11 protein-coding genes and 1 pseudogene are annotated in these 20,448 nt (G+C 67.3%); 5 read left to right on the top strand and 7 right to left on the bottom strand.

The genetic code is table 11. The features are described 5' to 3' along the window. Window positions 1–84 precede the first annotated feature (84 nt). Entirely contained in the window at window positions 85–948 is an 864-nt protein-coding gene (locus tag FZ983_RS33000; RefSeq protein WP_149228975.1) for an FkbM family methyltransferase, read from the top strand. Between the two features lie 189 nt (window positions 949–1,137). Here the strand turns inward: FZ983_RS33000 and FZ983_RS32995 are convergent, their stop codons facing one another. Next, window positions 1,138–1,440: a hypothetical protein gene (locus FZ983_RS32995; protein WP_149228974.1), complete on the bottom strand. Its 303-nt coding sequence runs from the start codon at window positions 1,438–1,440 to the stop codon at window positions 1,138–1,140. Between the two features lie 755 nt (window positions 1,441–2,195). Between FZ983_RS32995 and FZ983_RS32990 the strand changes: the two genes are divergently transcribed. Continuing rightward, window positions 2,196–3,218, top strand: a complete 1,023-nt coding sequence (locus FZ983_RS32990) for a glycosyltransferase family 2 protein (RefSeq protein ID WP_149228973.1) — start codon at window positions 2,196–2,198, stop codon at window positions 3,216–3,218. A 71-nt stretch (window positions 3,219–3,289) separates the two neighbouring features. On the opposite strand, the gene FZ983_RS32985 is transcribed toward FZ983_RS32990, so the two are convergent. Together FZ983_RS32985 and asnB are read right to left on the bottom strand one after the other, a co-directional pair. Beyond that, window positions 3,290–5,179: a hypothetical protein gene (locus tag FZ983_RS32985; RefSeq protein ID WP_247884077.1), complete on the bottom strand. Its 1,890-nt coding sequence runs from the start codon at window positions 5,177–5,179 to the stop codon at window positions 3,290–3,292. 50 nt (window positions 5,180–5,229) lie between these two features. After that, a complete protein-coding gene (gene asnB, locus FZ983_RS32980) occupies window positions 5,230–7,146 on the bottom strand; it encodes an asparagine synthase (glutamine-hydrolyzing) (RefSeq protein WP_149228971.1) in 1,917 nt (638 codons plus the stop codon). A 203-nt stretch (window positions 7,147–7,349) separates the two neighbouring features. On the opposite strand from asnB, the gene FZ983_RS32975 reads away from it, so the two are divergent. Further along, complete coding sequence (locus tag FZ983_RS32975; protein ID WP_188092610.1) at window positions 7,350–8,159, top strand: FkbM family methyltransferase; 810 nt, start codon at window positions 7,350–7,352, stop codon at window positions 8,157–8,159. Between the two features lie 115 nt (window positions 8,160–8,274). After that, on the top strand, window positions 8,275–9,384 hold the full coding sequence (locus FZ983_RS32970) for a hypothetical protein (protein WP_149228969.1): 1,110 nt from the start codon (window positions 8,275–8,277) through the stop codon (window positions 9,382–9,384). A gap of 32 nt (window positions 9,385–9,416) precedes the next feature. Here the strand turns inward: FZ983_RS32970 and FZ983_RS32965 are convergent. From FZ983_RS32965 to FZ983_RS32950, 4 genes and pseudogenes are all read right to left on the bottom strand, one after another. Further along, window positions 9,417–9,549 (bottom strand): annotated as a pseudogene (locus FZ983_RS32965) (IS5/IS1182 family transposase); the annotation flags it as partial. Window positions 9,550–9,713: 164 nt separating this feature from the next. Continuing rightward, window positions 9,714–10,349: a hypothetical protein gene (locus tag FZ983_RS32960; protein ID WP_149228968.1), complete on the bottom strand. Its 636-nt coding sequence runs from the start codon at window positions 10,347–10,349 to the stop codon at window positions 9,714–9,716. Window positions 10,350–10,430: 81 nt separating this feature from the next. Next, window positions 10,431–13,445, bottom strand: coding sequence for a class I SAM-dependent methyltransferase (locus tag FZ983_RS32955; RefSeq protein WP_149228967.1), 3,015 nt, complete (start codon window positions 13,443–13,445; stop codon window positions 10,431–10,433). A 43-nt stretch (window positions 13,446–13,488) separates the two neighbouring features. Next, the gene (locus FZ983_RS32950) at window positions 13,489–15,660 is read right to left on the bottom strand and encodes a tetratricopeptide repeat protein (RefSeq protein ID WP_247884076.1); all 2,172 of its coding nucleotides are present in this window, start codon (window positions 15,658–15,660) and stop codon (window positions 13,489–13,491) included. Between the two features lie 805 nt (window positions 15,661–16,465). Between FZ983_RS32950 and FZ983_RS32945 the strand changes: the two genes are divergently transcribed. Further along, a partial coding sequence (locus tag FZ983_RS32945; protein ID WP_149228966.1) for a calcium-binding protein occupies window positions 16,466–20,448 on the top strand: 3,983 nt, incomplete at its 3' end.

Genomic DNA, 20,448 nt, shown 5'->3' with positions numbered 1-20,448 from the left:
AGGGGTTAAGGATAGGATCATGATCCTTTGCGGTTACACCGGACAAGGGATGTCGAGATTTCCGATTGGAAAGGACTGGAAAGAATGAACCAAATCACATTGGATGATGCAGTGAAGATCGCCAATGGCGCCATTGCTGTCGGGCGGTATGACGTTGCCACAGCGATGTGCGAAAACATCATCTCTGCGCATCCCCGGTGCGATGAGGCGAGAAGAATATTAAACATTGCCAAGGATAAGCGGGCTCTGCATGAGGCAAAATCTCCGCTCATTCGTTATAAGAGAAATAAATATAGCCAAAATGGAGAAGACGGCATCATCGCCGAAATTCTTCTGAGGCTGCGGATATCCTCAGGGAGTTTCTGTGAGTTCGGAGCCTGGGATGGTATACATCTCAGCAACACATATTCTCTGGCGGAGGCCGGATGGAGCGGAGTTTACATTGAAGGAGATGCTGAAAAATACAAGGACCTCGTGACCACTTGCTCAAAGCTTCCCGGCCAAAAAGTTATGCCTGTACTTGCTTTTGTCTCTCCAGATATTCAGGGAAAACGGCTTGATGATATTCTTGGCAAGACCGACATTCCGAAAGACTTCGATATTCTGAGTATTGACATCGACAGTTGCGATTATCAGGTCTGGGCGTCCGTCAAGCAATATTCGCCGAAAATTGTGGTCATCGAGGTGAACAGCTCCTTCCCGCCTCCCATACGATATGTCCATGGCGGAGAAACATCTGGCTCAAGCTTCATGGCGGTGGCGGATCTTGCGAAGGAAAAAGGATATACGGTGGTTTGCCACACCGGAAACGTGATCTGCGTCCGATCGGATCTTGTCGACGCCCTCTGCCTTCCCGAGGAACTCATCAAGGATCCTTCTCTGGCCTATATAAGTGTTTATGCGCCTTGGGATAGCGATGAATTGTTGAGGATCGGCGGTTCCCTTTGAACATACTCCTGTCGCCTCCGCTTCAGCCCGAGACACACTGAAGAGGGCGTTTCCCCGGCGTGTTCATGGTGACCGCTTGGCTCAGACGGGAGCGTGCCTGCCGAACTTTTGGGAAGTGTTGCCAGCCACCATGAGGCGGGTCTCCGCGCCCTTATTCTCCAGACACTGGACGAATGCTGGCCGTCCCGTTCAGGGCTGGGACACGGGGGAGGGGATTGTGGAGGACGCGCCGTCCGGGACGAGTCCCAGCATCTCCTCCACCGTCTCACGGCCTGCAAAGGGGGTGTAGCGGATCAGCGGGATGTCGACGATCATCGATTTGCGCCAGACATAGGCGCATTCCATGTTGAACTCGTAATCCTCGGCGATGCCGAAGGCGAGTTCCGCCCAGTCCTTCCAGCGCATCTGTTTCAGCACCTCCCTCCGGATCACTGGCTGCCCGGCATGGACGGGGCGTTCGGTGAAGGCGCCGTAGCACTGCTGCACCTGCACGCAGTCGCGCAGCCGGCCTTCTGGTGCCGGATCATGAACTGGAGGGCGCCGTGAACCTGGTGAAACTGCTACCCTTCCAGGCAGCAGGTGTGGTTCAGATGCATGATGTCGTACCGCTGGAACAGGCGCTTGACGATCTGGATGCGCTGCGGATGCGGGATATCGTCGGCGTCCTGGTAGCAGATCAGCTCATGGAGCGCGCGTTCCGAGGCCGCCTAGCGGTTCAGCCCGTTGAACATGCGCCGGTTGTGCTTGAGGATGAGGATTTCGGGGAACCGGGTGACGCCGATGGGGGCGATCCGCGCCAGGACGGCCTCGTCCGCCATGTGCGCGTTGCCGACCGATACGATGACCTAGTCCGGCAGTTCGGTGCCGTTCGCATAGGCTTCCAGCAGATCCGGAACCAGGACCACGTCCTGGTGGGTGCATGGGATGACGAGGGAGAGTTTCATCGGATGCGAACCGGTTCCGGTCGAGGAGCATGTCGGGCTGAACGGACGACCGGCAGACGGCCGTCGACGGGCATCCGCCCGGCTGCTCGTGTTGCCCCGCCCTTTGCCCGCACGTCATCCCACAGTGCATGGGGCTTGGCAGGACATTGCAAGGAAAGTGGCGGTGCCGCATGCCATGGCCCCCGATCGGGTGCCCATGCCCGGTTCGCGACCCAATTATCCGTTGCGCTTGCCGGACCCAGCGGCCATACCATGGCCCGGCATCGCCTCCATAGATGACTCCGCAGCCTCCGGACCCGTTCGATGACCCTCCTGCTTACCCCCGGATCCGCCGCCACGGACACCGGCACGGTTTCCGTCTCGGTCCTGATCCCGGTCTATAACGAGGAGGACAATATCGCCCCCTTGTGTGGCCGGCTGATCCCGGCGCTCGACGGGCTGGGGCGCAGCTTCGAGGTCATCTTCGTCAATGACGGCTCCACCGACGGGACGGAAGCGGAGCTGCAGCGCGTGGCGTCCGACCGCCGCATCCGCGTCATCAATTTCCGCCGCAACGTCGGCCAAACCGCGGCGATGATGGCCGGCATCGACCATGCCCGCGGCGACGTCATCGTGCCGATGGACGGTGACCTGCAGAACGACCCGCAGGACATCGGCGGGCTGCTCGCCAAGCTGGACGAGGGGTACGACGTGGTGTCGGGCTGGCGCGCCGACCGGCAGGACGGCTTCCTGCTGCGCACGCTGCCGAGCAAGATGGCCAACAAGCTGATCTCCACCATCTCCGGCGTGAAGCTGAACGATTACGGCTGCACGCTGAAGGCCTACCGGCGCCAGATGCTGCAGGGCTACCGGCTCTACGGCGAGATGCACCGCTTCGTGCCGATCTACGCCCGCTGGCAGGGGGCGAAGCTGACCGAGATGCCGGTGCGCCACCACCCGCGCCGCCACGGCCAATCCAAATACGGGCTGGAGCGGGTGCTGAAGGTCGTGCTCGACCTCGTCGTCGTGAAGTTCCTGACCCAGTACGAGACCAAGCCGATCTACATCTTCGGCTTCGCCGGCCTGATGTTCATGGGGCTGTCGGTGCTGGCCGGCATCTATGCCATCTACCTGAAGCTGGTCGACGGCATCTCCTTCATCCTGACGCCGCTGCCGCTCCTGGTGACGATGGGGCTGGTCACCGGCGTGATGTGCATCCTGATGGGGCTGCTGGCCGAGCTTCTGGTCCGCATCTATTTCGAGAGCCAGGGCAAGAGCCACTATTCCATCAAGACCATGCTGAACTTCGACGAGCCGCCGCCCCCGGACCGCAGCATCCGGGACTGACGATCCCCATAGGATAAAGACAGGGCAAGGAAAAGGCCCCGTACCGTTCCCGGTGCGGGGCCTTCTGTTTGTCAGGGCGTCGCCGCCGCCCCGCCGGGGGGCGTCAGCTCCTTCAGCCCGCCGTCATGGCCCAGCACGAACAGCCGCACCCGCTGGCCGGTCAGGTCGGGCGGAACGGGCAGGCTGAAGCCGCTGTCGGTCATCCGCCCGTCCTTCAGCACGGCGGCGACGTCGGGCCGCGCGCCGCCGGTCGGGGATGTCGCCACGATGCGGTCGCCCACCCCCAGCAGGACGAAGGCGGCCGGCGCCGGCACCGCCGCATCGACCGCCCAGCCGAGTGCCGCCAGCGAGCCGGAGGGAAGCCGCACGAAGCGGTCGAGCGACCCGTGCAGTCCGCCGTCGCGCGGCGGCACGTCCAGCCGCAGCCGTGCCGACGCCTCGTCCAATTGTCCGGCCTGCAGCAGCGTCGCCAGCGTCGCCCGCTCCGGCCGGCTCGCCGTATCGGCCAGGATCGACTGCACGAAGCCGGCCTTCAGGTCGTAGGCGGCCTGGAGGAAGGGCGCGATGTTGCGCGGCGAGGCGGAGGGGCAGACCAGCGGCCGGCTCCAGTCCATTCCGGCGGGCGTATGGATCGATTGCAGGTGGGTGGCGACGCAGCGCTCGGCCGCGGCATCGCGCTCCGCCACCATGCGGTTGAGGCCGTCGACGCTCCAATGCCGCCAGAAGGCGTCCGTACCCGCACCGTGGCCGACGGCGAGCGCCGCCACCAGCACCACACCGGCGATGGTCCCAACTCCAGCCCCCACCCCCGTCCGGCGGCCGAGCAGCAGCGTCCAGCCGGCGACCGCGGCGGGGAAGGCCAGCAGCACCGGATAGGCGTAACGCGGGATGGTGCCGCAGCGCATGGCGTTGGCGATGCCCTCGCCGCATAGCCCGGCCCGGCCCAGCGCCGTGGTCATGGTGACGATCACCGCCCCGGCGATCAGCCCGGAAATGGCAAGCGCGGCGTTGCGGTTCTCCCGCCCGGCGCGGCCCAGCAGCAGGCCCGCCGCCGGAATGAGGCAGAGCGCCAGGGCCGCCGCCCCCGCCGCCAGCGACAGCGGCGCACCCACCGCCTCCACCGGCAGCCCGGCGGCGGTGGCGAAGGCACCCAGCAGGAAGGCCCAGAAGCCGCTGTGCCAGGGCAGCACCAGCGGCTGGCCGGTGTGGTTGGCGTAGGAGCCGCTGAAGGTCATCCACAGCATCGCCGCGGTCAGCAGCAGCCCGCCGCCGACGGCCACCAGCATCCGGCCATCCAAACGGTCGCGCCAACTCCCCCCCTGACGCAGAGTCAGCACCGCTCCGGCCCCCGCCACTCCAAGGGCATAGCTGGCGCCGAACACCCCGGTGGAGCCGAAGGCCAGCAGGAACAGCATCGCCGGCACCAGCCGCCCGCGGGCCAGCGTGTGCAGGAACAGGAACAGGCAGGTGAAGAAGATCGGCTGGGCCAGCCCCATGTGCTGGTAATAGAAATACTCGTTGTTTAGCGTGCCGGTCAGGAACAGCCCGGCCGCCGCCACCGGCACCGCATCCCAGGCCGACCGCACGCAGTCCCGCAGCAGAACCAGGGCGTAAGCGGCGAGCATGGCGGCGAAGGCCAGCCAGCCGACCAGCCGGAAGGCGAGGAAATCGACGCCGATGGCCTGCCACAGCCCGTGGGTCAGCAGCTTGAAGAAGGGCGCGACATGGTCGCTGTCCTTGGCGAAGATCGAATGGACGGTCAGCGGCTGCTGCACGCCCTGGGCGGTGCCGAAGAAATAGCCCCAGTCGTCCCAATAGGGCAGGCCGGTGCTGGCATGCATGTTCATGCCGAACTGGTAGGCGACGATCAGCCCCCCCAGCCCCAGCAGCAGCCCGACCAGGATGCGGGCGGGCGACGACGCGCGGCCGGCGGGCACATCGGAGCGGGCAGCATCGTGCATGTCCGCGCCCCCGCGCGTCCGGAGGAACGGACGATCCAGACTGTCTAGGCTCATACGGCGTTTTCCATCGGGGTCGGTGCCGGGGTCTTGGCCGGGCGGTCCAGCGCGGTGGCGAGCGCGGTCCAGGCCCACAGCAGGCCGCGGTGGTCGGCCTGTCCGCTGCGGTGCTCGTCCCAGCGTGCCGCCAGCCAGGCGCCGTCCACCCCGATGCGCGCCGCGGTCTCCATCGGCGGCTGGGGCAGGTGGCGCAGCCAGCGGCTCAAGGGGATGCCGAAGCCCTTCTTGGGCCGCGACAGGATCGCCGGCGGCAGCAGCGGCGCCATCGCCTTCTTCAGGATCCATTTCCGCGTGCCACCCCGAATGCCGTTCGGCTGCAGCTTCACGCCGGCCGGCAGGCGGCTGACGAAGGCGACGAGGTCGCGGTCTAGGAAGGGCGAGCGCGTCTCCAGCGAACAGAACATGCTGGCGCGGTCGGCCTTGATCAGCAAATTCTCGCCCAGATAGAAGCGGCCGTAGAACTCGATGGAGCGGTCGACGTCGTGCCGGCTGGCGCCCGACCGCCACAGGGCGTCGGCCTCGTCATACAGCTCGTCGGCGGTCAGGCTGGTGCCGAACAGCCGCGACACCTCCTCCACCGACGCCGGACCCAGCCAGGCCGGCATCCAGTGCGCCGGCCGGTGCCCCAGCCCGCGCAACGCCCGGCGCAGCTTGAAGTCGAAGCTCATGTTGCGGTCCGACCGCGGCAGCCGGTGGGCCACCGCCTCGGCCAGCCGGTGCAGCGGGCGGGGGACGGCATGGTGGTAGAGCCGCGCCGTGCGCAGCGCGTCGAAGGTGTCGTAGCCCGCGAACAGCTCGTCGCCGCCGTCGCCGGTCAGCGCCACCGTCACCCGTTCGCGGGCGAAGCGCGACAGCAGATGCGTCGGCAGGATCGACGGATCGGCGATCGGGTCGTCCAGCCGGCCCAGCAGTTCCGGCAGCATCCCCGCCGCGGTGTCGAGGTTCAGCGTGCGGCAGGCATGGTCGGTGCCGTAATGGCGCGCGGCGTCGGCCGCATAGCCGCTCTCGTCGAAGCTCGGCTCGTCGAAGCCGATGGTGAAGGTCTTCATGGTGGCCGGATCGCGGTGCCGGGCTGCGAGCGCCACGATGGCGGCGCTGTCGATGCCGCCGGACAGGAAGAAGCCGACCGGCACGTCGCTCAGCATCCGGCGTTCCACCGCGCGGTCCAGCAACTCGCGCAGTTCCTCCGCCCACTCATCGGGACCGCCCGGCGGCTGGTCGTCCACCACCATCCGGTATTCCCAGTACCGGCTGACCGACAGCCGGCGGCTGGTCAGGTCGTAGACCATGCTGCAGCCGCCCGGCAGCTTGCGCACCGCGGCATGGGCGGTCAGCGGCGCCGGGATGAAGCCGTAGGCGAAATACTTGACCAGCGCGGTGCGGTCGAGCGCGTCCGGCACCGACGGGTGCGACAGGACGGCGGTGGCCTCCGACGCGAAGACCAGCCCGTCGGCGGTCTCGGCATAGAACAGCGGCTTCTTGCCGAAGCGGTCGCGGCCGAACACCAGCCGGCCCTGGCGCCGGTCGTAGAGGCAGAAGGCGAACATGCCGTTCAGCCGCTCCAGCATGTCCAGGCCCCATTCCCGGTAGCCGTGCAGCAGCACCTCGGTGTCGGAATGGTCGGTGACGAACCGGTGGCCGGCCTGCTCCAGCGCGCGGCGCAGTTCGGGCGCGTTGTAGATCTCGCCGTTGTAGACGATGACGAGGTCGCCGTCGGCCGTCGCCATCGGCTGGTGGCCGCCCTCGATGTCGATGATGGCGAGGCGGCGGAAGCCCAGATGGACGGCCAAGGCGCCGCTGGTGTCGATATGGACGCCGTCGTCGTCGGGGCCGCGGTGGCGGATGATGCTGGTCATGACGGCGAGGTCGCGCTCGCCGCCGGGTCCGGCGAAGCCGGCGAAACCGCACATGGGGCTGCTCTCCCGAAGGGACTGCCGAAGGTGGCGACGGAGGCTAGGTGTAGCGTCTCGCCCAGCCGCGTGCCATGGCGAAATGCCGGGGATGCGATGATGAGCCGCGCGGGCGGAAAGTCGTGGCTTCCGGTTCCGGCTTTGGATTACAGCAATTCCCGAGGGGCCATGTTGTCCGGATCGGACAGGACGAGGGTGGGCGGATGATCGGCGGGCCTGTGGATCTGGAAGGCGGCTTCAACCGCATGCGGTCCTGCCGCCATGGGCTGATGGTCTACAACCGCAACGACCAGTATGTCGGCCGCTCGCTCGACCTATACGGCGAATATGCCGAACATGAGGTGGCGGTGTTCCGCTCGGTCCTGCGTCCCGGCGACGTGGCGGTGGAGGTCGGGGCCAACATCGGCGCCCAGACCCTGCCGCTGGCCCGCATGGTCGGTCCGTCCGGCTCCGTCGTCGCCTTCGAACCGCAGGAGATGCTGTTCAACCTGCTGTCCGCCAATCTGGCTCTGAACGGCGTCACCAATGTGCGGTCTCGGCGCATGGCGGTGGGGAGCGAGGCCGGGTCCATCCGGGTCCCGGTGCTGGACCCGCACCGCTCCAACAATTTCGGTGCCCTCGGCCTCGGCGGCTGGGACCGTGGCGAGGCGGTTTCGCTGGTGACGCTGGACAGCCTGAACCTGCCGTCCTGCCGGCTGCTCAAGGCCGACGTTGAGGGCATGGAGGCCGAGGTGTTGCGTGGGGCGTCCGGGCTGATCGCGCGCCACCGCCCGGTGCTGTATGTGGAGAACGACCGGCGCGACCGCTCCCCCGCTTTGATCGGGCTGATCCGCTCGATGGGCTACCGGGTGTGGTGGCACACGGCGCGTCTGTTCCGTCCGGACAATTTCGCCGGCAACCCCAACGACGTGTTCGACGGGATCGGCGCGGTCAACCTCCTCGCCCTGCCGCCGGGCAGCGACATCCACATCCCAGATCCCGAGATCGCCGACGATCATGAGTGGTGGCGGTGAGGCGGGTGAATGAGGTGGAGAGCTGCGGCACTGTGAGTCCAGGCACGTCCCGAGTGACAGCGGGCGCGATCCGCTTTTGCACTTGTGAAACAATCCATACAAAGAGGTCGTATTGGTGATGCTTCCTTCGGATGCGCCGAGTGATCGATTTTCTGAAATACACGAGAAGGTCAGAGCGGTGCTCTTGAAAGACCGGATCAGCATCATGTCCCTGAGAGGTGTGGGAGGGCTGACTGGCGCGCCGGGAGGGATTTGGCATGACTTCGAAACTGATGACTGGAACATATCTGGAAAAATAATTCTATCAGAAAAATTTTCGGAAGCTGATGTTATTATCATGAACATCGGAGGTGAGGATGTCGAGGGAATAAGGGAATATCTTGAAAGACGTGGATTCATGGGAGTTTTGTGTTTTTGGCTTCATGATAACCACGTTGCTCACCAAGCAAATAAAAAATCTGTTGCAGAAGGTGATATATACTTCAGTTCTCACTACGGGGCTGGACACGAAGATTATCTGCTCAACGAGCACTCTATCGCAGCTCCAATACTTCCAGCCTGCTACAGAAATATTCCGGTTAAAATTGTGGATGATGTCATGAGGATGTTTGAGAAATTCCCGAGAATATCGAAGGCAGTTGCGCCATATTTTCTGTACGAGCCTGCGGCCAGAACAAAATATTTGAATGAAGTGGTTAGAGATTCTTCTGAGACCGTTTGTTTTTACACAAAATCATCGGATAGAGAGCAGAAATATTATAAAAATATAACTGAGATGGAAAAGGCAATTAGGTGGTTTTCATTCAAGTCATCGATAGTTGTTCCCCTGAACATGGACCTGTCCATCCGGTTCTTTGATGGCCTGATGTGGGGGCATACGGTGATCGTTCCGGATCATCTGCCTGCGTTTGACCATGTCATCGACGTCGAGACCGCAGAGCGTCTCGGTGTGATCCGTTATGATGTGAGCCAAGGCGTCGAAGCCATCGACGAAGCTGTGGGCAAAGCAATCGCCGCTTTCGATCAGGGTGGAAACGAAGGGGTGATGGAGCGCCACAAATTTGTGACTTCAAACCACCTTTACGCTCACAGAGTCCGTGCGCTTCTGACGTTCCTAATGGATTTTGCCACCGGCAATACCGTGAATACTTTTGTCCGCACCCCTTCAGGTTGGGGAATGAGAGCCCGGCGCACGGATCGGCAGCCGTTGATACAGGGCGCCTGACGGAACCGCGGAGAGTCCGTTTGAAAGCCGTTTCAATGGCAGACACGTCGGAGTGGCGGGCTTGCCATGGCGAGTTGTATCATGCCGCCGGAGACGTCGATGCGCGCTTCCATAGTCGCGAACCAGACGTCTCCAGCGGGTCATCCATCCGAAGGTCCGCTCAATGGTCTAATCACAAATGACCCCTTGGGAGTTTCCGGAGGTTGCCGGCCAGGGGCGAGCCAAAAGTCCTGAAGACCTGTCCACCAGTGCTTGATGACTTCGATGATCCAGCCGAGCCGATCCTTGGCCCCGGTTTTCAGTACCAGGGAGGTGTCGCAACCTGACGACTAGCGCGTTTCATCCTTTACGCTACCCTCGTAATAAACCTGCCCAATGTAGTCGCAGGAACAGGGGGGGTGCGGTGGAAATGGCTCGCCGCCAAAAGGGGATGTTCCCCGAACGTGCTGAAGACAATCATGCTGAATGACTGGCCAGACGGACTCCGCCAGGAAGTGCATGTCGTCCAGCTTCTTTTCCCAACGGTTCCAAGCCAGGATCCGCTCTTTCATATCCGGGATCACGCCGCCGCGGATGCCCCACATGCCGCCCAGCATCGGCCAGTTCAGGTGGTGCGGATGGTCACGCATTACGTGGGCTCCCTTTCCGGATGCCAGCCAAGCCTCCACCGCGGCCGCTTCCCGGACGTTCAACCGGCTGTCGGCATCTCGGACGATCAGAGCGTCCAAGCCCTCGTCGGATGCCGGAATGAAGCGCCAGAACATGCCGAAAATCCCGCCTGGATTTCGCATCAGGCAAACCTGCGCGCCATTCTCGACCAGTTCACGCGTGAACTCATTCCGCTCGTCGGTATAGATGCGCAGCGTCCAGCCCGGGTAGACCTCCTTGTAGATCCGGCTGTTGATCAGAGCCCCTTCCCAGTACATCCGCGAAGAGCCCCAGACTGACATAGTGATGAGACGCAAAGCCACTTTCCCTGATTTACGGTCGTGAGAGTGAATGAATGCTAGCGGAAACGAAGAGCCAACGGGTGTGCGAATCTATCCTCACACCCGCGCCCGCACCCAGGCCTGGTACAGCCCGCCGAAGATCATCGGATGCTCGGCCTCCAGCCGGTCCCAGCGGGCGAGCGAGGTCATCGCCGGATCCTCGGGGAAGCGCTTGCGGTAGAGGGCGGCCACGGCGGGGTCGGCCAGCCGGAAGCCCAGGAACTCCAGGTCCAGCGCGGCAAGCGCGTCGGCCAGCCAGGGCAGGGTGACGTGCAGCTCGTGGACATGCATCAGCAGGTCGCGGCAGGCGCTGGTGCCGTAGAAGTCCGGGGAATGGGCGACGGCGCGCGCCGGATGGCCGTCCGGCAGACCCAGGATGTCGCGGCGGACGCGGCGGATGCCGTCCAGCGTCGGCGGGTGGCCGCGCTCGGCGATGAAGGCGCGGGCGGACAGGATCGGCCGGCGGGCGGCGGCGCTGTAGAACCCCACCTCCATCACGCCATGCGGGCGCAACAGCCCGCGCAGAACGCGCAGGCCCGCCATCGGGTCCTCGATGTGGTGCAGCACGCCGACGCTGTGCACCACGTCGAAGCGGCGGCCCAGCGTCCCCAGTTCCAGCAGGTCGGCCTGGGCGAACTCGATGTTCTTCAGGCCCAGCCGCCGGCTCTGCCGGGTGGCGTAGGCGAGGCTGCGGCGGCTGAGGTCGACCGCCAGCACCCGCGCGTTCTTCAGGGTGGAGGCGGCCCATACCGCCTCGCGCCCGGTGCCGCAGCCGGCGACCAGCACCTCCGGCGCTTCCCAGCCCGGCGCGTCCCAAGTGGAGGGCCAGGCGGGGGAGGCCGGCAGGGCGGCGTGCGGGAACAGGGCGTGCAGGAAGCCGGGCAGCGGCACCGGCTCCGGCAGCAGGCCGGTGCTCATCCAGCGCGGATAGGGGTTCTCCTCGTACTGGGCGCGCACGCCGACCGACACCGGATGGCTGATCTGGGTCAGCGCCGGCAACTCGGCCTGGATCGCCGCCTCTGCCAGCGGCTCGGCGACCTGGCGGTTCAGCAGCCGGGCGATCTCCTCGGGCCAGGTCAGGGCCTGCAGGCCGTCGGCCCGCTCCCAGCGGTAGAGCGGCCGGTAGGCGCCGAACAAGGCGATCAGCACCGCCGGAGGCTGCTCGCCGCGGTCCAGCGCCGCCTCGGCCGCGCGGACCAGCACCGCCAGCACCTGGAATTCGCCGTCGCTCTCGGCGAAGACATATTCGTTGAGGAAGCACTGTTCGGCGATGGCGGCGCACAGGGCGCGCCAAGCCGGCCGGTCGGGCAGGCCGGGTCCGGTCAGCGCCAGCAGCAGCACCCGGCGCAGCCGGGTCAGCGCCCGCTCCAGGGCAGGATCGCAGACCGGGGCGGCGCGCAGATGGCCCAGCAGCAGCGCATCCTCCGCCAGTCCGGCCAGCGAGCCGTCGGCCAGCAGCGTGCGGCTGGCCTCGTCCAGGGCGGACCCGCCATCCTCCGGCAGGGCGGCGAGATGGCGCAGGATGGGCGACGCCATCAGCACGCCGGCGATGGCACGCGACAGCCCGCTCCCCTCCACCTCCGGCCGGCCGAGTGCCGCCAGCAGGTCGGCACGCAGGCCCTCATCAGGCTCCGCGGGCGTGGCGTCGCGCAGCGCCTCGGCGAAGGCGATCCAGTTGCGCGGCACATCGGGGGCGAGACGGATCGCCTTGCGCACATAGGGCAGGGCCTGATCGCGCCAGCCGCCTTGCAGGAACAATGCTGCGATGCCGAAGCACAGCTCGGCGTCCTCCGGGGCGGTGCGGGCGATGCCGAAGGCCTCGGCCTCGGCCTCGGCGCTGCGGCCGGCGGCGATCAGCAGCGACAGCAGGGCGCGGCGCAGCGGCAGGGGAAGCGGCTGGTTGGTCGGCCGGCCGGCCGTGGCGCGGCGCAGCTCCTCGATGGCGGCGTCGGGATTGCCGGTTTCCTGGTGCAGGCGGGCGAGGTTGTTGTGGATTTCCGGCAGGTCGGGGGCGAGGCGCAGGGCTTCGCGGTAGGCCTCCAGCGCGCCTGTAGCGTCGCCGCCGGTCTGCAGGGCGGCGCCCAGATTGGCCAGCAGCGGCGTCCGGGCGGGATCGTCCGGGTTGGCGATGCGGGCCAGCCCGTCACGGCAGACGGTCGCCGCCTCCTCCCAATGACCAGCGACGCGCAGACTGTCGGCCAGCCGCAGCCGGGCGTCGAGATGGCCGGGATCGGCCGCCAGCACCCGGTGGAAGGCGGCGATGGCCGATTCCGGCTGGCCGGCGCGGTGGTGCAGGGTGCCGATCAGGTGCAGGGTTCCCGCCAGCCGCGGGCGTAGCGCCACCGCCTGTTCGGCCTGCTCCAGCGCCTCCTCGTCGCGGCCCAGCCGGGCCAGCAGCGAGGCATGGTTGCCCAGGATCTCCGGCAGGATCGGACGGTGGGAGAGCGCCCGGCGGAACAGCGCCTCGGCCTCCTCGGCCCGACCCTCCAGCATGCGGACCAGCGCCAGGGTGCCCAGCGTCTCGGCCTGTGCCTGACGCAGCGCCTGGGGGGCTTGGGCGACGGCGCCGGCCAGGCGCAGCGCCTCGTCGCAGGTCGCCGCCGCCTCGGCCAGCTGGCCGCGGCGCAGCCGGGCGAGTGCCTGGGCGCGGTGAGCCTGGACCGCCGCCTGGATATCAGCCGCCTGGATATCGGCCGCCCCGGTCCCTGTCCGGCGCAGCGCCTCGGCAGCCGCCGCGAACCCCTCGTCGGCGCGGCCGGCGGCGACGAGCGCGATCGCCAGCACGCCCCAGCCGTCGGCGCTGTCCGGCTGCGCCCGCACCGCGGCCTGCGCCCAGGCCACGGTGTCGGCCGGCCGGCCCAGGATGCGGGCGGCTTCGGCCAGCGACAGCAGCCCGGCCGCATCGCCCGGCGGTGTGCCGCAAAGCTCGCGGTAGGGTCCCTCTGCCTCCTCCGGCCGGCCGGACCGGCACAGCTCCAGAACCTGCGACAGACGCTGTTCCAGGGCACGGTGCTCCGGGGCGCTTCGGTCGGTCGGGAGGCCGGCGGTCCCGGTTGCGGTTTCGGCGGTCATGGAGCAGGACCCTTCGGTTGGAGGGGGGGAGGGCTGTCCGGCCTCAATAGGCCTGGTAGGATTTTTCCTCGACCAGCTCGGAGCCGAGCAGCCGGTTCAGGTCGCGCTTCAGCGCCGCGCGGCGGTCGTTGGTGTGGTAGACCTGCCGGGCCAGCTCGACGAAGCGCGGGCCGAAATCCTTGGCGCGCTCGCAGTCGCGGATCTCGTCCTCGACCTCCCACAGGGTGGTGTTGACCGCGCGCAGTTCGTCGATCAGCGCCGCGACCTCCGGCCGCTTGGTGTCGGCCTGCGCCGCCACGGCGACCAGCGCCTCGCGCTCGCGCCGGACATTGGCCAGCTTGTCGGCGTCGGCAATGCGCTCCGCCTTGATGTCGAGGATGGTGATCTTGTCCAGCAGTTCGCCCCAGGAAACGGGCGCCAGGATCGGCATGTCGGAAGGTCCTGTCCGAGTGTGGGTGGATTGGGCCGCACGGTTGCGCAAGGCGTGCTCCAGGCGGTCGATGGCGTCGTCCCAGGATCCTGGGCGGTCCTGGCGGAACAGGCGCATGGTGGGATACCAGGGGCTGTCCTCGCGGTCGAGCATCCAGCGCCAGTCGGGCGCGAAGGGCACCAGCACCCAGACCGGGACGCCGAGGGCGCCGGCGAGATGGGCGACGGAGGTGTCGACGCAGACCACCAGATCGAGGTTGGCCATGATGGCGGCGGTGTCGGCGAAATCCCTGATGTCGGGCGACAGGTTCAGCAGGGGGAAGCCGCCGGGCGGGTCGGCCGCCTGCCCCTCGGTCGGGCCCTTCTGGATGGAGACGAGGCTGACGCCGGGGATGGCGGCCAGCCGGGCGAAGGGGGCCAGCCCGATGGAGCGGTTCTTGTCGTTGCCGTGGGTCGGCGATCCGGCCCAGACGATGCCGACCTTCAGCCCGCGCAGGCCCTTCAGCCGCTCGCCCCAGCGCGCCACCAGATCGGGCTCCGCCGTCAGATAGGGCACGCGGTGCGGGATGGTGTCCATCTGTGTCCCGAACACCTCGCCCAGGCTCAGCATCGGCAGATGCAGGTCGAAGGCGTCGGTGGGAAGCTGGCCGCTGACGAAGCGCTCCACGCCGGGCAGCCCGGCCATCACCCGCTCCAGCGGTGCCGGCAGGCCCAGGATCACCCGGCCGCCGCGCGCCGCCACCAGGGGGGCATAGCGGCAGAACTGCAGGGCGTCGCCTAGCCCCTGTTCGCCGTGCAGCAGGATGCGGCGGCCGTCCAGCGGTTCGCCCCTCCAGCGCGGTTTGGGCATGGCGGCGTGGGTGGGGGCGTCCTTGCAGCGCAGCCGCCACTCGTATTCGCGCCAGCCTTCTTCGAAGCGGCCGGCGACCAGCAGGGCCATGCCCAGGTTGCGGCGGGCGTCCGGGCCGGCCGGGTCGATGGCGACGGCGCGGCGGAAGCCGGCGACCGCCTCGTCCAGCCGGTTCTGGTTCAGCCGGGCGTTGCCATGATTGGCATGGCCGCCGGCAAAGGCCGGATCGACGGCGACGGCGCGGGCATGGGCGCGCGCCGCCTCTTCCAGGCGTCCCTGCTCCTGCAGGGCGAGGCCGAGACTGGTGTGGCCGGCGGCGAAATGCGGGTCGAGCCTCACAGCGCGCCGGTGGCAGGCCGTCGCCTCGGCCGTCCGGTGCAGCCCGCGCAGCGCGATGCCCATGTTGTTGCAGGCGGCGGTGTGGGCGGGATCGATGGCCAGTCCGCGGCGATAGGCGGCGACGGCGCCGTCCAGCTCATCGCGCTCCTGCAGGACGTTTGCCAACCCGTTGTGGCCTTCCGCCGCCATGGGGTTGAGGCGGATGGCGCGGCGGCAGGCGCGTTCGGCCTCCGCGGAGCGTCCCTGCCCGCGGTGCAGCCCGCCCAGGTTCTCATAGGCGGCGGCCAGTTCCGGCCGCAGGGCGATGGCGCTGCGGTAGGCGGCCGCTGCCGCGCCATGCCCGTGGTCGCGCAGCATGTTGCCCAGATTGAGGCGCGGCTCGGCCATGGCGGGGTCGAGGCGCAACGCGCGGCTCAGCAGGCGCAGTGCGCCGCCGGCCTGGCCCGCGCGCCGGACGACGAGCCCCAGCAGGTGCAGGGCGTCGGTCTGGTCGGGCGCGATCTCGATGATGCGGCGGTAGATCCGGGCCGCGGCGGCGAGCTGGCCGCTTTGGTGATGCCGCACCGCCGCGGCGAGCGCCTCCTGAATGGTCGCCATGCTTGCTCGGTCGTCCTCGATAGATCCTGCGGCACCGGGCCCGCAGCCCGCCGGTCCGGCCTTGCCCCTCCGCTTTCCATCCGGTGGCGGGCGGGTGGCGGGCCGCGGGAAGGGAATAACGGGTGTTCCGGAATTCTCCAAGCGCATCCTGATCGCGAATGCATCCGTGGCGCAGAGACGACGGCAATACTGTCCATGTTATGAAATTGTAACTTCGATGACTGGTCAGGCTCAAGCCAAGCCACGGCTGTCGAAGTGACGCCGGGCGGGAACGCTGTGCAAATGCTGGTCATCGTCGATTCGATTCGACCGTGCGGCTGTCTGCAACCCCTGGAAAGGCCACGGCAGGGCTTCTGGATCCGTAGGTACCCCCAACTTCCGACCGGCCTGTTGCCGAACAGCCATAGCGGCAATTCCGGAAGATTTCGCAAAGACTTATGGGGGGGTGTCATGGGATGGTGGATCCATTCGCGTGTGACCTGCTCACCAGTCGGCAGCGCCGCCCTACCCACTTCGGTAGAAACGCGTTGCCATGGGTCCATTCCTTCGGATAACAAGGGCACGGTGTGTTAGCTCGCGCCAGGACTGACTCTGCTTGCCGTCAGCTCAGCGTGAGGCGTGCCTTAAAGATGGTTCATCCGCCGGCGAACCAAACCTGAAGGGGAATAGTATGGCTGGAACAAACTTTCTGGAAATAACTACGGGTTCGATCCTATCAGTAGGGCAGTTTTCGACCATCCTCGGTAGCACGGGTACGGATGTCATCACGCTGCAGACCGCCGGTAATACGGTGTCGATCTCGGCGTTGGAGACTCTGATTGGCAGCACCGGCACCGATTTCATCACGCTGACCGCCGGTTCCACCCTGCAGGTTTCTTTGCTGGAAACCCTGGTGGGCAGCTCCGCCACGGACGTGATCGAGCTGACCACTTCTGGCGCGACGATGCTGGTGTCCCTGATCGAGACGATCACCGGCAGCTCGGGCAGCGACGTTGTCACCCTCGGCACGGCGGGCAACACCCTTTCGGTCAGCCTGCTCGAGACGATCACCGGCGCCGCCGGCATCGACGTCGTCACCCTCGGCACGGCCGGCGGTACCATTGCCACCTCCCGGCTCGAGACGATAATCGGCGGCACCGGCTCTGACTTCGTCGTCCTCGGCACGGGCGGCAACACTGTTTCGGTCAGCCTGCTTGAGGGGCTGGCCGGCGATGCCGGCACCGACGTCGTCATTCTCAGCGGCACGGCCGGCGCCAGCATGCTGGTCTCGGCGGTTGAGACGGTGATCGGATCGTCCTTCAGCGACATCATCGGCCTCGGCACCTCGGGCAACACGCTGTCTGTTCTGGCGGTCGAGACGATCATCGGTCAGAGCGGCACCGACGTCGTCACGCTGGGCACGGGCGGCAGCACTGTCGAAGTCACTGCGATCGACACGCTGATCGGCGGTGCGGGCACCGACATCGTCACCCTCGGCACGGCCGGCGGGACGCTGCTGGTCCGGGCGGTCGAGACGATCACCGGCCAGGGCGGCTCCGACGTCATCACGCTGGGCACGGCCGGCAACACCATCCAGGTGAGTGCGATCGAGGCGATCGCCGGCGCCGCCGGCACCGACGTCGTCACGCTGACCGCTGGCAATACCCTGCTGGTCTCCGCGGTCGAGACGCTGACCGGTCTGGGCGTCGGCACCGACGTCATCACGCTGGCCGCGGGCGGCAACACCATCACGATCTCCGGGCTGGAGACCATCGCCGGCGGCAGCGGGTCGGACCTCGTCTTCCTCGGCACGGCCGGCAACACCACGACCGTCTCGGCGGTCGAGACCCTGGTCGGCGGCACGGGCACCGACGTCGTCACCATCGCCACCACCGGCGCCACCTTCCTGGTCCGCGGTGTCGAGACGATCACCGGCCAGGGCGGCACCGACGCCGTGACGCTGGGTGACACCGTCAACACGGTGACCGTCAGCGGCATCGAGACGCTGACCGGCGGCACCGCCACCGACATCGTCACGCTGACCGCCGGCAACACCCTGCTGGTCTCCGCGGTCGAGACGCTGACCGGTCTGGGCGCCGGCGTCGACGTCGTTTCGCTGGCTGCGGGCGGCAACACCATCACGATCTCCGGGCTGGAGACCGTCACCGGCAGTGCGGCTTCGGATCTGGTCTTCCTGGCCACGACCGGCAACACCACGACCGTCTCGGCGATCGAGGTTCTGGTCGGTGGTACGGGCACCGACGTCGTCACCATCGCCACCACCGGCGCCACCTTCCTGGTCCGCGGTGTCGAGACGATCACCGGCCAGGGCGGCACCGACGCCGTGACGCTGGGTGACACCGTCAACACGGTGACCGTCAGCGGCATCGAGACGCTGACCGGCGGCACCGCCACCGACATCGTCACGCTGACCGCCGGCAACACCCTGCTGGTCTCCGCGGTCGAGACGCTGACCGGTCTGGGCGCCGGCGTCGACGTCGTTTCGCTGGCTGCGGGCGGCAACACCATCACGATCTCCGGGCTGGAGACCGTCACCGGCGGTGCGGCTTCGGATCTGGTCTTCCTGGCCACGACCGGCAACACCACGACCGTCTCGGCGGTCGAGATCCTGGTCGGCGGCACGGGCAACGACGTCGTCACGCTCGGCAGCACGACCGGCAACACGATCCTGCTGCGCGGCATCGAGACCTTGGCGGGCGCCGCCGGTTCCGACGTCGTCACGCTGGGCGACACCGGCAACACCACCACCGTCTCGCTGCTGGAGACGCTGGTCGGCGGTTCCGCCAGCGATGTCATCACGCTGACCGCCGGCAGCACCCTGCTGGTTTCGGCGATCGAGACGCTGACCGGCAGCACGGTTTCCGACGTCGTCACCCTCGGCTCGGCCGGCAACACCCTGTTCGCCACGCTGCTGGACACCATCACGGGCGGTGCGGGCACCGACGTGGTCGCCCTCGGCACGGCCGGCAACACCCTGTTCATCTCGGCTCTGGAGACGCTGAACGGCGGCGCCGGCGCCGACGTCGTCACGCTGGGTTCGGCGGGCAACACCCTGCTGGCCAGCCGTATCGACACCATCGTCGGCGGCACGGGGTCGGACCTGGTCTTCATCGGCACCGCCGGCGGCGCTCTGCTCGCTTCGGGCCTGGAGATCCTGGTCGGCGGCACGGGCAGCGACACGGTCACCCTGGGCACGGCCGGCAACACCGTCCTGGTCCGCGGCCTTGAGGTCCTGACCGGCCAGGGCGGCACCGACGTCGTCACCATCGGCGACACCGGCACCACCATGGTGGTCTCGGCTCTCGAGACCCTGGTCGGCGGTGCCGGCACCGACGTCATCTCCCTGACCAGCGGCAGCACCTTGCTGGTTTCGGCGATCGAGACCCTGACCGGCCTGGGTGCCGGCGTCGATGTCGTCACCATCGGCTCGTCCGGCGCGACCCTGCTGGCCAGCGGTCTGGAGACCATCATCGGCGGCACGGGCTCGGAACTGGTGTTCCTCGGCACGGCCGGCAACACCGTCTCCGTCTCGGGCGTCGACATCCTGATCGGCGGCACGGGCACCGACGTCGTCACCTTCGGCACGGCCGGCAACACGCTGCTGCTCCGCGGCATCGAGACGCTGATCGGCGCCGCCGGCACCGACGTCCTGACCCTGGGCGACACGGGCAACACCGCTGAGGTTCGTCTGTTCGAGACGGTCACCGGCGGCGCGGGCTCCGACGTCATCACCCTGGGCACCGGTGGCAACACCATGTTCGTCTCGCTGGTCGAGACGCTGACCGGCCAGGCTGGCAACGACGTTGTCACCATCGGTTCGGTCGCCGGCAACACCATGCGTGTGATCGGCGTCGAGACGCTGACCGGCCAGGTCGGCACCGACGTCATCTCGCTGGCCACGACCGGCAACACCATCCTGGTGTCGCTGCTCGAGACCCTGTCCGGCGGTGCGGGCAACGATGTCGTCACCCTGGGCTCCGTCGGCGGCACGCTGCTGGCTTCGAGCCTGGAGACGATCACGGGCGGCACGGGTTCGGACCTGGTCTTCCTGGGCGCGGCCGGCAACACCCTGCTGGTTTCGGGCTTGGAGATCCTGGTCGGCGGTGCGGGCACCGACGTCGTCACCCTGGAGACCACCGGTAACACGGTCCTCCTGCGCGGCATCGAAACCCTGACCGGCCTGGCCGGTTCCGACGTCGTCACCCTCGGCGACACCGGCAACACCCTGCTGGCCTCGGGCCTGGAGACGCTGACCGGTGGTGCCGCCACCGACGCCGTCATCCTGACCAGCGGCAACACCCTGCTGGTTTCTGCTCTGGAAACCCTGACGGGTCTGGGTGCCGGCGTTGACGTCGTCACCATCGCCTCGTCCGGCGCGACCCTGCTGGCCAGCGGTCTGGAGACCATCATCGGCGGCACGGGTTCGGAACTGGTGTTCCTCGGCACTGCCGGCAACACCGTCTCCGTCTCGGGCATCGACATCCTGATCGGCGGCACGGGCACCGACGTCGTCACCTTCGGCACGGCCGGCAACACGCTGCTGCTCCGCGGCATCGAGACGCTGATCGGCGCCGCCGGCACCGACGTCCTGACCCTGGGCGACACCGGCAACACCGCTGAGGTTCGTCTGTTCGAGACGATCACCGGCGGCGCGGGCTCCGACGTCATCACCCTGGGCGCCGGTGGCAACACCACCTTCGTCTCGGCGCTGGAGACGCTGACCGGTACGGCCGGCAACGACGTCGTCACCCTCGGCTCGGCCGGCAGCACGATGGCGATCTCGCTGAT

This window comes from Azospirillum sp. B21 (assembly GCF_008364825.1).
Lineage (GTDB): Bacteria > Pseudomonadota > Alphaproteobacteria > Azospirillales > Azospirillaceae > Azospirillum.
Note: the sequence above shows the minus strand (reverse complement) of the source record. Positions and strands in the feature narration are given on the sequence as shown.

Bases quoted from the DNA above. Each gene is read 5' to 3' on its own strand.
- FZ983_RS33000 (WP_149228975.1), top strand. From the start codon at position 85: ATGAACCAAATCACATTGGATGATGCAGTGAAGATCGCCAATGGCGCC.
- FZ983_RS32990 (WP_149228973.1), top strand. From the start codon at position 2,196: ATGACCCTCCTGCTTACCCCCGGATCCGCCGCCACGGACACCGGCACG.
- FZ983_RS32985 (WP_247884077.1), bottom strand. From the start codon at position 5,179: ATGCACGATGCTGCCCGCTCCGATGTGCCCGCCGGCCGCGCGTCGTCG.
- asnB (WP_149228971.1), bottom strand. From the start codon at position 7,146: ATGTGCGGTTTCGCCGGCTTCGCCGGACCCGGCGGCGAGCGCGACCTC.
- FZ983_RS32975 (WP_188092610.1), top strand. From the start codon at position 7,350: ATGATCGGCGGGCCTGTGGATCTGGAAGGCGGCTTCAACCGCATGCGG.
- FZ983_RS32955 (WP_149228967.1), bottom strand. From the start codon at position 13,445: ATGACCGCCGAAACCGCAACCGGGACCGCCGGCCTCCCGACCGACCGA.
- FZ983_RS32950 (WP_247884076.1), bottom strand. From the start codon at position 15,660: ATGGCGACCATTCAGGAGGCGCTCGCCGCGGCGGTGCGGCATCACCAA.